We start from the raw sequence: 13121 nt of genomic DNA, 5'->3' as shown, positions 1-13121 counted from the left end.
AAAACGCAGTTTTTGTGCCGCTGTGTTTGCTGTACCCAAAATTCAGCCAAAATAGTTATTTTTGCGATCTGGCATAAAAAAGAGTCGAGATTTCCCAAAAGCAGGAAATCTCGACTCTTTGAGCGCTGTTTTTTTACAACGCCTTTTATCATACAAGTGTATCTTTATATTTCTTGCCCTCTACCACCAATATTGGATAGCCGTCAAGATACGGTTTCACGGCTTCCGGATTTTCGTCTGCATATTCAAATATCTGATCTGCCAGCTCGTTAGCCGTTTTCGTCAGCTCCTTTATGGACTTTTCATTCATAGTAGGACAGACCGGCGACAATGTTATTACTTTAGTTTCATTTAGTGCCATTACTCTCAGCGGCCATATCCTGCAGTCGAACGGTTTGTCGTCGCCTAATATACAGCCCTTCTCGTTATCCAGCATTGGGCAATAATACAGGTCTGCATTCTGTTCCTTATCCATTTTGAACAAGAAGTGGTTTTCCTTCTTTATAAATTCCTGCTTAGGGGTATATTCCTGCAATATCTTGCTTGCAAGCGTTTGTGAGATATACGGTGTTTCCCATATATCATAGCTGTCAAAGCAGCAGCATATCCTGCACTTTGCACATTCCTCTTTTGACAATATTTTTGAAAGCATTTTTTCTGTCATGCCTGCCGTTTGCAGGCATTTCCCCCTTTCACGTCTATGGTATGTTAGCCACACTTTTGTGGATTGTATGTTTTTACTAATTATAACACGTTTCTTTGATAAAATCAATAGTGGCTTACTTTTTTTCTACATAGGGAGCTATCTGTTTTATGTGAGTTAACAAACTATTTACATTTGCTCTGCCGTATTGGGGATATTCTCTTTACGGAAGGTCTTATTAGCGGCAAAGCCTATGCCGAGCATCACTGCCATGCCTGCCCACACAAGGGGTTCGCTTATCATGATGCCGAAATATCCCATGCGTGGGGCGAGTATCATTGCCACTGCGAACTTGCCCAAAAGCTCTATTATGCTTGAAGCTATAGGTGTTATCTTGTCTCCTACGCCCTGAAGTGCGTTTCTGAAAACTATTACTATGCCGAGGATAAAGTAAAATGCTGTGTTTATTTTCATGTATTTTTCCACTGTACCCACTATCTCAGGGTCGCTGATACCTGTGATAAGGTGTGCGAAAAATGGTGTGAAAAGCCATGTTGCGGCTATTACGATAACAGACCAGCCCCATGTTATGAGGGTCGCTTTTTTCACGCCCTCTTTTACTCTGTCTATCCTGCCTGCACCATAGTTCTGGCTTGAAAAGGTTGCTGAAGCTGCACCGAAAACTGATATAGGGAGCATATAGATCTCAGATATTTTTCTTGCGGTGGTATGGGCGACTATTATGTCAGTGCCGAAGATATTTATTGCGCCCTGCATTATAACAGTGCCGATACCAACGAGAGATATCATAAGTCCCATTGAAACTCCTGTTGCATACATATCTCCTGCGAGCTTGAAGTTAAAGCGGAAGTCGCTTTTTGATGGGATAAGAAATTTGTGCTTTTTAATGATGTATATTATACAAAGCACAACTGAGATACCCTGTGCGATAAGGGTGGCATATGCCGCACCCTCAACACCCATTTTAAAGCCCAGGATAAAGAGAAGGTCAAGCCCGATATTAGCGATAGTTGATATTATAAGGAAGATAAGTGGCGAAACAGTGTCGCCCACTGCACGGAGGATACCTGCGCAGATGTTATAGAACATTGATATTATCATTCCTGCAAGGATTATGACTATGTAGGTTTTTGCCTGCTTAAAGATGTTGTCAGGCGTGTTCAACGCTTTCAGCAGTGGGTCGATAAAGGCAAGGCTGAGGGCGGTGAGGGCTATTGCCGTTGCGATACCTAGGGTAAGGGCGTGGGCGACGGACTTTTTCAGGCGGTCAAACTCTTTTGCACCGAAAAAGCGTGCTGTCACAAGGGCGAAGCCGTTTGTAAGACCATTCAGAAAGCCTATTATGACGGTGTTTACTGATGAAGTTGCGCCAAGGGCGGCTATGGCGTTTTTGCCTAAGGTCTGTCCCACGATACGGGTGTCGGCAAGATTATAAAAAAGCTGAAAAACGTTGCCAAGCAGAAGGGGCAGGGAAAACATCAATATCAGCTTTGTGATATTTCCTTTCGTTAGGTCTTTCATAATTCTTTCTCCTATTTATGTCTTATATTTATTCCTAAAACCATATTATTTTAGCACAAATAGAATTTCAATTGGTTATATTACTGTGAACATTTATTGTACATACTATACAATTTGCGGTGGTTTTATTTGTGTGCAATAACGAAAACGTTTTAGCAAAAAAACACCCGACAGAAATTTATCCGTCGGGTGCTAAAGGGGAAATTTGGTGTAATTTTATTTAACTATGTCTACACTGTCAGTGGGTTTTGAGAGATCGGCATAGCTGTATGAGCGTATCTGTCTGTCGGAGAAGATATAAATATATCCGTCCTGAACGAATGCACTGCGGTAATGATCTTTCTGGTCATTGTCGTTGACCATAGCCGTGATCTCGTCTTCGCTAGCATGATCGAAATAATCGTCAAAATAATCCGTATATTCGTCAAGCTTTATAGTTCCATACTCGCTGAAAGTTTTTGTTTCTATGTTATATTTCATTACCAGAATTTTTTCAATAGTTTTTTCATAATAGGTATATTCCCAATTGTCGCCGTCATCGGTCTTGCCTACTGTGGTTATGTCATAGAATGGTATGGCTATATATCCGTTTTCGTTGTCTGTTATTATGGAGTTTGAAGAAATAGTGCTGGCGGATCTTTGGGTCATATCCTTTCCGTCAACTGTTGTTCCCATTTCTTTCTCGTGATATTTGTATTCCTGTATAGTCTTGAAGAAGTTGAATTTCTTTACTACCTCTGTGTCATAAACCTGCACCTGATCCACTGTGCCGTTAGCATTCGCTATGCCCTTGCCGCTTGAGCCGTATAAAAGCGTTTCTTGCTTTTCTGTTTTGCTCTTGTCGAGTATCTTTACGCTGAAAGAGTCAAATGACGTGCTGTCGGTGCGCACTGCAATATCATCGTTATAGTTCGTCAGACCATATTGGAAAATGTTGTTTGCCGTTGACACTGCTATCACTTTATCATCAGGGGTCACCTGAGTTATCTTGTTAGGGTCTGAGAAATCATATACTTCATCAAGCTGGATATTGTTCGCTTGCTGATAAGTGTCATCATTGCTGTAAGCGGAAGAATAATCTCTGTAAACATACAGCATAGAATGATAGAACGTGTTATATCTTGCACTCTCGAAATCAGTGTCCTCGTATGTGAGGGTCTTTTTCACAGGGCCGCCAAGGTCATTGTCAAAAAGCCACAGGGTGCAGATATTAATGCCGCTATAATAGATATTGTGTGTGCTGATATCGTAAATGTTTGCAGAGTCGTTTGAGAACAGCGACAATCTGCCGTTATACTCATCTCCTGATATGGCGTGGCTTATATGCTCGGCGTCTGCGCCTGTGACGGTCTGGGTTTTGTTAAGCTTCATGTCGCCGCCGCCGTAGTTTATTCTTGTAATAAGCGCTCTTGTTGGCACTGTGCTGTAATCATCGTCTGTTTTTTCAAAGCCATATGCTCTTAAAATATAAATGTTGTCTGTTCCCATTAAGATGCTGCTTTCACCGCAGGCGATAAGCTTTGAAGCCATGTATGAGCCTTGATTTTTTCCGTCAAAGGACGAAAGCAGGATCATGGACGGTGTATTATCTCTGGCTGTGATATACATTTCACTTTCTTCAAAAAGCTGTTTTTCACCATTGATGTATCGCACGGGAGCGATATCCTCGGGCTTTTGGTCATCTAATAGCAGTGAAGCTGCTCGGGTGTAGCGTGACACGATGAAAAACTTTCCGTCAACTTTTCTTATGCCCTCCAGCACGCCGGGTTGTTCAAACTCGCTTATGAGCTTGATATTCTCAGGGTCGCTCACGTCAAATCCGCACATTCCGCAGTATTCGATATCGAGGTTTTTCTTTCCTGACTTCACGGGTAAGATAAAGTCGAAGAAAGCGTAAAGCTCGTTATTATCCAAATACATTGCAACAACGCTTGGAGCGAACTTACAGCCGTACTGTTCGTATTCGGCAATGTCGACAAGACCCTTTTTAAGGAAGGTTTCCGCAAAGATATCCTGTTCTGACTTTGTGATATTTCCGTTTTGGGTAATATAAACGTCGATACCGCCATTGTCAGTAATGAAATGGGCATTTCCGTAGGTTATGTTTGTTTCCAGCTCATCTATGCTGTTTGTGGGGGTGATATCCACGCCTGAGCGAGTGAGCTGTATATCAGCGGGGTTAGGGGTGAGCTGGTGATCTCTAAGTGCCTGCTTATACAAAGCCACATAGTCATCGTCATCAACAGTCAAAGTGTCGATATTTTTGAATATATAGCTATTGTCAACTATAAAGTCCTCTATGTTTTTGCTGTTGCTATTTATATAGTTGTAAAGACCCTTATAGGTCGTTCCACGGAGGCCGTCAAGACCTGAGGCGTCAGCGGACTGTGAAGAAGCGGAATTGGGGTATTTTTTGACGAACTGGGTATTGCTGAACCTAAGCACAGCAAATCCGCCTACCACAAGGACGAAAGCCGCCACCACAGCCAGACATCTCAGGGCGTTGCTTCTGCCGCTGTTTATTTTTATCTCTGCACTATTTGGAGTATTTTCGATAACGGGTCTGAAGCCTGCCACGTCCAGCATATCTTTTATTTCCTGGGGCATGAGCTTATCAGGAATTTTGTTTGCCTGTTCCATTTGTCTGATAAGCTTTCTGCGTTTTCTTAAATTTCTCATCATGTCACCTCCTTTCCAAACAGCTTACTGCGTATTTTTGCTTTACCTCTGGATATATGGGAACGGACTGTCGTATCTTTAATACCTGTTATCTCCATTATCTCCCTGCCTTTGTAGCCTGCTATACAGTGAAGTGATATACAGAGTCTTTCCGCTTCACTGAGATCAGCAAACTCTTCTAAGATCTCGCACCGCTTGAAGCCGCTTTCGTCCTTGATTATTGCGTCGCTTTCATTAATATAATCGAGGTTAGAGCGTCTTTGGGCGTATTCCTTTTGTTTTTGTTTGATCTTGGCGACCAGAATTTTGAACATCCAGCTATCGAAAGCTTCGCTTTTCCGTAGCGAGGAGATGCTCATATAGCCGTCCAGCACAGCGTCCTGCACTGCATCGGCGGCGTCCTCGGCATTTTGCAGGTTAGCGAGGGCGTAATAATAAAGCTCCTTATATATCTCTCCATAGAGCTTAGAAAAGGCGTCCGTATCGCCGTTCACCGCAAGTTCTGCGAGCTTTTTTCTTCCCTTTTTGTCCAATCTGATCCCCCCTGTCGTCCGTCATAATATAAGTGTATATTTTTCACTGAAATGTTGCAGTGAAAAATATTTTTTTGAATAAAAAAATCGGGGACGAGGTGGTCGTCCCTGATGATATTTGTTTATCAAACTGTGTAGGTGCTGGCGCCGCAAAATCGCTTCGCTCGGTGCTGAGGGGGTAACTTTGGTCTGCTATGCTAATTCCTCATTCCTCACTCCTCATTCCTCATTTTTTTCACACCGCATACCCATTCCTGTTCAACAATTTTATAACCTTATCATAATTAAGTCCCTTTACAGTATGATAGTCTGTACTCTCCGAATTGGTATAAACTCTCACGGCACAAGTATGGCTTATCTTCTGAAACGGATTTTGCATGACGGTTACCATTGACACTCTGTCAAGTGCGGCTATTGATTTATGAAAGCTATACCATTTACAATATGACAATGTACAATACCCGTTTTCAAAGCCTATTGACGTTGTGAACGCTGCCGCCGCCTTGACTATCACGAGCCACAGCAATGGTATGGTAGTTAGTATAACAAGTATGGTTATTTCTCTTTTCCAGTTAGGAAAAAAGTAAAGCGTTCCTCTTCCTGATACGATGGGTATAAACGTGCATATGAGCGGTATCGTTATAAATCTGCCAAGGTCGGCTTTTCCTGTGGAGATGTCGCTTTTCACCGGCGGTATTTTCGGCATGAGCATCTTCAGGGAGCGGTCAACCTGTCCGTTTGTCGTTATCGGTATAAGTGCTGATATTTCAAGCCGTCTTTTTCCGTATCCTGTACAGTGGGCAGACACAGAGGTTATTTTGCATATCTTCATAAGCAATGATTGTCTTAGGTCGATATAGTTTACTCTATCTCTATAGAGGACGTGTCTGCGTCTTGTGCCTATCCCGCTTCTGATTATGAAAAGGTCGGAACAGCGTGTGCAGGAAAAATTCCAGTGGCGCATTAGATTCGACAGAAATGATATGAGCCAGCCTCCTGCCAGCACACCGCCTGCGATAAGGATATATTCAGGCACTTCTGCAAGCACCGGAACTTTTGCTATCTCCGTATTCACTCTGCGGAGTATTTGTTCCTCCGCCTCTCGTCCTACTATCCTATATGCTTCGTAAAGTACCGACAGCACGATTATCATGCCTGACAGAGTTGATGAAAAGATGAGAGAGAATATAACGAGCAGGCTTTTCTTTGAGTTGTAGACATATTTAGGTTTGTTTTTGCATTTGGCAGTGGCAAAATGATAAAGCTCAAAGGCTCGTTTTTTTGTAAGGGTGAGCATTATATCTGCATTTTGCAGTGATTTTGCATCGGTGTCTATGTATACGGCACAGGAATGTATAAGTCTGGAAATATATCCTTGTGACAGTGACAATGAGCTTATCTCGGCAAAATAGACCTTAGTTCGTGTTATGCCGAAATAGCCTGTGTGGGCTATGATGCAATCTTCTTCAAGCTCATAGTAGACAAATATCCAGCGCAGGAAAGCGTAGCCGAAGATAAATGTGATAGTGAGGATATCAACCCAATGTGCCTGAAACCAGCTTTGAAAGTTGAATTTTGCGGCTATGAGATACTTGGCAAGAGGGATAGCAAGAAGCCACATATATTTAGTTGTATAAGATAATATCATTATAGGGTGCTGGCGGTGGGTGAAGAAATTCTTCAGCCAGCTTCTTTTTTCTTTGATAGTTTCTCTGCGGCTCATTTAAACCTTTCCTGTCTATGGTATCTAGTCTTCTTTGCGTTCTCTGTTTCGTATGGAGCTGTTTACTATGGCGGATATTTCCATGGCATCACGGCGGCTCATAAAAGGTATAAGAAGTCTTGCGCCCAAGGCGTTTAAGACAACGAAGTTAAGTCCTGTTATACTGCCTAGTGGGGTTATGATAGTTGTGACGGATTTTATTGCCGAGGTGGGCATAAAATGCCGCATGGTAAAGAAAAGCCCTGTAAAGGCGGTGACTTCTTTTGAGCTGACGGTGAAATAAGATCTGATGAAATAAAAGGGAAGCACCAGCAGGCAAAAAAGTGCGGCGATTATCCACATCGGCATAAGGATATAATTCACGGAAAATGGGATAAGTTTTTCTATGAGATTGACCGCATAGCGGATAAGAAACAATATTACCGCAAGGATAGCCCAGAAGATAAAAAGCGGTATTTTTGAGGGCTTATATCTGTGCATTTGAGGACGTTCACCTCGCTGTTTGTTTTTTTGCGTATTTGTATGTATGGTTATCTCAGTTTTCAAGAATTAATCTCCCTTTTATATCATATCATTTATAAGGCAATTATTTGCACGAAAAAAGTGTTTTCGGGGGAAAGCTATGGAACTTACGGCTATAATAAACAAGATAAATTCGTTTTTGTGGGGCGTTCCGCTTTTGATACTTTTGCTTGGGGGCGGAATATATCTGAGCATAAAGCTTGGATTCCCACAGATACACATTTTAAAAATAATGAAGAAAACGGTTTTTACGCTGTTTAAAAAAGAAAGCTCCGAAAGCGATTCTCTCTCGCAGTTTCAGACATTTTCCACGGCGCTTGCGGCAACTGTAGGAACAGGCTCGGTGGTGGGCGTGGGGGAATGTATCAGGATAGGGGGCGCAGGCTCGGTATTCTGGATGTGGGTGTCTGCATTTTTCGGAATGGGGCTTGCTTACTGCGAAAACTTTCTGGGAGTGAGATGCTCTGACGGAAAGCTTTGCGGTGCGGCGTCTTATCTCGAAAAGATAGGCAGGACGAAGCTCACGGCTGTTTTGTTTGCAGTTTTTACGGTGGGTGCGTCCCTTGGAATGGGCAACATGGTGCAGACGGGTTCGGCGGCTGCGGCTGCCCGAGAGGGGTTTGGGATACCCTCATATATATTTGCACTTGTGGTGCTTATTTTCGTATTTTTAGTAGCTGTGGGAAAAAACTCAGCAGCTTGTCTTTGCGAAAAGCTTGTGCCGATAATGGCGGTGCTTTTCATAGGCGGCAGTTTGGGAGTGATAATATTTCACCCATTAAAAGCCGCAGGAGCGATAGCAATGATAGTAAAAAACGCCTTTTGCCCCACAGCCTGCATAACAGGCTCGGTGGCAGGGACGATAATATTTTCCATGGTGGAGGGGTTAAAGCGTGGAGCGTTTTCAAACGAAGCAGGCTTAGGCTCGACGGTGGCAGTACACAGCTCGTGCAGGATAAAGTCGCCTGAATTGCAGGGAACATGGGCAATGGCTGAGGTTTTTATAGATACCTTTGTCATATGCACGCTGACGGCTGTGGTGATAATAATAAGCGGCACTGACCTCACGGGGGAGGATATGGCAGTGAGGGCTTACAATGCTGCTCTTGGTGGAGCGGGGAAGTATTTCATGTCAGGTTCGCTGATACTTTTTGCATTAGCGACAGTGGCAGGGTGGTTTTTCATTGGAGAGAGGGCTTGGAGATACCTTTTCCCTCGAAATGATATGATCTATAGGATCATGGCGATAGCTTGTGGGTGCATTGGAACGATGTGGAGCATGGAGCTTGTGTGGGGAGTGTCGGATATTTTCAATGGACTTATGGCAGTGCCGAATGTTATCGGGGTGTTGGTGTTGTGGAGAAAAGAGGTAGAAATGAGGAATGAGGAGTGAGAAGTGAGAAATGAGGAATGAGGAATGAGAAATGAGGAGTGAGGAGTGAGGAATTGGCAAAGCTGACCAGAGTTGTGCACAAGCACAAAGTAAAAGTTAGCACCGAGCGAAGCGAGAGGTAAAACGCAGGCACAAGCCCGGCGTCAGAGGGCTTGCAGGGTCAAGGGACAGAGTCCCTTGCGGAGTTTGAGGCAGAGCCTCATTCGGCATAAGCCGACTAGGTGCAGATTTAATGAGAAAAAAGCACATGAAAGTCCGATATTAAACAAAGGTGATATCGGAGCAAAAATCTGCACCGTTTTCCCTATCCCTTAGCAAATGTAAATCCGCAAAGAGCGGAGCGATTTTGCGGCGGAAGAACTTGCCCGAATAAGATGTAGGAGCTTGTTTGATGAATAATAAGATGTGCGTGCTGTGGAAAATGCGGGTGAACACCGTTCGCTCCCACATTATGCCCTTATATCTCTCCGCTTGCGTGTCTTGTCACATGACAGCCTACATTCACTGATACCGGCAGACCTGCGATATGGGTCGGTGCTTCTTCTATATTTACTGCAAGGCAGGTCTGTGTGCCGCCAAAGCCTTGTGGTCCTATGCCAAGGAGGTTTATCTTCTCCAGCATTTTCGCTTCAAGCTTTGCATAACGTTCCTTTGGATTCCTCTTTGATACGCTTCTGCACAGTGCTTTCTTTGCAAGGTATGCGCACTTCTCAAAGTCGCCGCCTATGCCTACGCCTATGACTATTGGCGGACATGGGTTAGAACCTGCTTTTGCACACACCGACACTACCCAATCCACTATCTCGTCCTCGGTAACTGACGGGGTCATCATTTTAAGCTGTGACATATTTTCGCTGCCAAAGCCCTTTGGTGCCACCATTATTTCTACCTTTTCGCCCTCTGCTATTTTAAGATGCACAACAGGCGGTGTATTATCCCCTGTGTTTACTCTTTCCAATGGGTCGGATACTATGGAACAGCGCAGTCTGCCCTCTGTATAGCCTCTTGCTACGCCTTTATTTATGGCTTCATTCAGCGAACCGCCTACAAAATGCACGTCCTGTCCTATGGTCATGAAGATAACTGCCATGCCTGTGTCCTGACAGATAGGGATAGTTTCTTCTCTTGCTACTCTCATATTGTCAAGGATATCAGCAAAGACGTTCTTTCCCACCGGGGACTGCTCTTTCCTGGCGTTGCACTCTATACAGCTTTCCATATCCTCAGGAAGATACAGATTGGCTTTTATGCACAGATCTCTTACAAGTTCTTCTACTTCTGAAACGTTTATCTCTCTCATTTTTATTTATCCTTTCGCTCTGTATTTGCTACCTTTTCACGGTCGCTGAGCTTTATTACTTTTTCGCTGTCAAGGACATAGCATGGCTTGCCCTCCAGAAGAAATTCTCCTTTTAGAAAATCTGCGCAGGCTTCTTCGTTGACGTTTGGGGCTTTACACAGCTTATCCTCGGGAATATCCGTGAAGCCTGCTACGTTGTCGCACAAAAGACCTACGGAAACTTCTTCGCCCATTGTGATTATTATGCAATCTCTGTCGGAGATCTCTTTTGGCTCATAGTGGAAACGTCTGCGCAGGTCTATGACAGGCACTACCTCGCCCTCGTTCACCACTGTTCCCGGCACATAATCGGGAAAATCAGGCACGGGAGTTGGGGCCTGCTCCGCTATGATTATTTTTATATCCTCAAAGGGCAGTGAAAAGCTTCGCCCTGCTGAGGTGAAAATGAGATATCTGCTGTTTTCCACAGCTATCCCTCCTTGTTATATTTTATCATAAGCCGCTGTCGATGCGATAATGTATCTCCTGTGCTATCTTGTCAAGGGGACACTGCTTTGACACTGAGCCGTTTTCATATGCGGCTTTGGGCATACCATAGACTATGGAGCTTTCTGCGTCCTGTCCGATATTATATGCTCCCATTTTCTTCATGTTGAGCATACCCTTTGCACCGTCACAGCCCATGCCGGTGAGGATAACGCCTATAGCGTTACGCTTTGCGCTGTATGCCACAGAGTCAAAAAGCACGTCAACTGACGGACAGTGACCTGAAACCTTTACACCTGCTTCAGAGGTGACAAAATAGCCTTTTTTATCCCTGAACAATCTAAGGTGCTGACCGCCCTGCGCTATTACCACCATGCCTTGGCTGAGATACAGACCGCTTTTGGCTTCCACAACGTTGTGACCGGTTTCAGTGCATAGCTGTTCGGCATATATCCTTGTATAGCCCGCAGGCATATGCAGGACTGCCACTATAGGGGGCAGGTCGTGGCGGAGGTCTTTAAGGATAGCTTTCAGGGCTTCCGTTGAGCCTGTTGAACCGCCTATGGCTATTATTCTGGAGGTATTTATGGCAGGTATATGCACAACAGAATTAACTCTTGCTTTTTCAAGGCGCTGTATGCTTTCGGCAAAGCGTTTCTGAAAACGCTCGTTATCAGACGGAGTGCCGTCAGGTTTATATACGACGTCTATGGCACCTGCCTGCATCATGGGATATTTATTGTTATGCTGAATGGTAAGATAGATTATAGGCACAGAATATCGTGGGGCAAGGCTTATGATGTAGTCGTCCATATTGTCTTGGCAATCACCGTCGAGAAGAACATAGTCGGGAGAAAGGGCAGTGACGCTTTTTCTGCCGTTGCTAAGGCAGGCTGAGGCAAGCTTTGAGCTTTGGAAGCCTGCGTTTGTAAGGGATTTTCTGCAAAGCTGTGCAAAGGCTTTGTTTTCGGTTATCACAAGAAAGAGAGGCGTCATTTTTTATCCCCTCCCAGCTTGCGGTATATTGCAGGGGCAACTTTTACAAAAGGCATATACTTCGGCACTGATTCTGCGTGACCGATATAGAAATAGCCGCCATCCTCCATTGCGTCATAGAATTTTCTGCATATCTCGGCTTTTGTATCGTCGTCAAAATATATCATGACGTTACGGCAGACGATAAGGTCGAATTTCTTTTTGAAAGTGAAATCATCCATAAGATTGTGGTAGCGAAACTCAACATTCTGCCTTATTGTATCGCTGACCTGCCAGAGATCCTTTGTGTTTGAATATGGGTGAAAATATTTTTTACGCCAATCTTCGGGGATATTCTTTATGGACATACTGGTATAAATGCCGTTTTTGGCAGAACGCAGTGCGTTAAGGGAGATATCCGTGGCAAGTATTTTCAAGCCCCAGAAACGGCGGTCAAAGCCGAAATAATCGTCCATACACATGGCAAGATTATATGGCTCGTTGCCGAATGAGCAGCCTGCACTCCATATACGCATATCATGATCGAGGACGTTTTTTTCGGCATAGGGGAGAAATTTCTCCATGAAGTGTTGGAAATGGTCCGTTTCACGCATGAAATATGTATGGTTGGTAGTAAGGCGGTTTATAAGGTTGGCAGTTTCTCTGCCTGTTTCATCGCTGTAGACGGCGCTGAGATATTCTGAAAAGCTGTTGAAGCCGCAGTCCAATACATAGTTGCTCAGCCTGCTTTCAACGATAGACTTTTTCCTTGCAAGGTCAAGGCCGTATTTTTTTTTTATGAATGCAGTAAGCTCGTCAAAGTCTGACTGAGAGATCTCAAGACGTGACAGCATTCCTCTTCCTCCTTGTTATTATGTTTTACCTGTTTGTTCTGACCAGAATATCAGGGTCAAGCAGGGATATGTTTTTGTTGTTTGCGTTTATAAAGCATTTTACAAGGCTGTTTTTTACGGGCGACACGGCGGTCTGCTGGGGGAGGATATCCTCAACGTCCAAGACCTTATCGCATATTATGCCAGCCTGATTTGAGCCGACTTCTATCACTATGGTACTGCTTCTGTTGTCATACTCCCCTTCGGGCAGTCCAAGACGCAGGCGGAGATCTATCACGGGAACGGCTTTTCCTCGCAGATTTATAACGCCTTTTATGAACTTTGGTGTTTTCGGGAGCCTTGTGACGGGGAGAAGCCCTATTATATCGGTGACATCTTTTACCTCAAAGGCGTAATATTTTTCATCAGAAACAAAGGAGAGTATTTTTCCGCCCTTCTGACAAAATTCGTTTATATCCTGTTCTGACATCT

At 44.1% G+C, this 13121-nt stretch carries 12 protein-coding genes; 1 reads left to right on the top strand and 11 read right to left on the bottom strand.

All coding sequences use genetic code 11. The features are described from left to right. Positions 1 to 148: 148 nt before the first annotated feature. From WS40_RS04770 to WS40_RS04745, 6 genes are all read right to left on the bottom strand, one after another. Positions 149 to 664, bottom strand: a complete 516-nt coding sequence (locus tag WS40_RS04770; RefSeq protein ID WP_242989446.1) for a hypothetical protein — start codon at positions 662 to 664, stop codon at positions 149 to 151. A 168-nt stretch (positions 665 to 832) separates the two neighbouring features. Then, complete coding sequence (locus tag WS40_RS04765; RefSeq protein ID WP_046440608.1) at positions 833 to 2185, bottom strand: MATE family efflux transporter; 1353 nt, start codon at positions 2183 to 2185, stop codon at positions 833 to 835. 216 nt (positions 2186 to 2401) lie between these two features. Next, positions 2402 to 4864, bottom strand: a complete 2463-nt coding sequence (locus tag WS40_RS04760) for a hypothetical protein (RefSeq protein WP_046440606.1) — start codon at positions 4862 to 4864, stop codon at positions 2402 to 2404. Then, entirely contained in the window at positions 4864 to 5397 is a 534-nt protein-coding gene (locus WS40_RS04755) for an RNA polymerase sigma factor (RefSeq protein ID WP_325208418.1), read from the bottom strand. The genes WS40_RS04760 and WS40_RS04755 overlap by 1 nt, the downstream gene beginning before the upstream one ends. A 235-nt stretch (positions 5398 to 5632) precedes the next feature. After that, on the bottom strand, positions 5633 to 7120 hold the full coding sequence (locus WS40_RS04750; protein WP_325208417.1) for a PH domain-containing protein: 1488 nt from the start codon (positions 7118 to 7120) through the stop codon (positions 5633 to 5635). Positions 7121 to 7144: 24 nt separating this feature from the next. Further along, complete coding sequence (locus WS40_RS04745; RefSeq protein ID WP_046440618.1) at positions 7145 to 7600, bottom strand: hypothetical protein; 456 nt, start codon at positions 7598 to 7600, stop codon at positions 7145 to 7147. Between the two features lie 142 nt (positions 7601 to 7742). Here WS40_RS04745 and WS40_RS04740 point away from each other — a divergent pair, with 142 nt between their 5' ends. Next, on the top strand, positions 7743 to 9035 hold the full coding sequence (locus WS40_RS04740) for an alanine/glycine:cation symporter family protein (RefSeq protein ID WP_046440604.1): 1293 nt from the start codon (positions 7743 to 7745) through the stop codon (positions 9033 to 9035). Positions 9036 to 9492: 457 nt separating this feature from the next. Here the strand turns inward: WS40_RS04740 and WS40_RS04735 are convergent, their stop codons facing one another. From WS40_RS04735 to WS40_RS04715, 5 genes are read right to left on the bottom strand one after another with little or no spacing between them, the layout of a single operon-like run. Further along, positions 9493 to 10335, bottom strand: coding sequence for a fumarate hydratase (locus tag WS40_RS04735; RefSeq protein WP_046440602.1), 843 nt, complete (start codon positions 10333 to 10335; stop codon positions 9493 to 9495). A 2-nt stretch (positions 10336 to 10337) separates the two neighbouring features. Beyond that, positions 10338 to 10802, bottom strand: a complete 465-nt coding sequence (locus tag WS40_RS04730) for a chemotaxis protein CheW (protein WP_046440600.1) — start codon at positions 10800 to 10802, stop codon at positions 10338 to 10340. 25 nt (positions 10803 to 10827) lie between these two features. Next, the gene (locus WS40_RS04725; protein ID WP_256321677.1) at positions 10828 to 11817 is read right to left on the bottom strand and encodes a CheB methylesterase domain-containing protein; all 990 of its coding nucleotides are present in this window, start codon (positions 11815 to 11817) and stop codon (positions 10828 to 10830) included. After that, positions 11814 to 12650, bottom strand: coding sequence for a CheR family methyltransferase (locus WS40_RS04720; protein ID WP_046440598.1), 837 nt, complete (start codon positions 12648 to 12650; stop codon positions 11814 to 11816). Before WS40_RS04720 ends, WS40_RS04725 begins: the two co-directional genes overlap by 4 nt. Before the next feature lie 25 nt (positions 12651 to 12675). After that, positions 12676 to 13119 carry a chemotaxis protein CheW gene (locus WS40_RS04715; protein WP_022288702.1) on the bottom strand — a complete coding sequence of 148 codons (444 nt, stop codon included), beginning with the start codon at positions 13117 to 13119 and terminating at the stop codon, positions 12676 to 12678. Between the last annotated feature and the right edge of the window lie 2 nt (positions 13120 to 13121).

This window comes from Ruminococcus sp. N15.MGS-57 (genome assembly GCF_000980385.1).
Taxonomy (GTDB): domain Bacteria; phylum Bacillota; class Clostridia; order Oscillospirales; family Ruminococcaceae; genus Hominimerdicola; species Hominimerdicola aceti.
The sequence above is the reverse complement of the archived record's forward strand: the minus strand, read 5'-3'. Positions and strand labels throughout refer to the sequence as shown.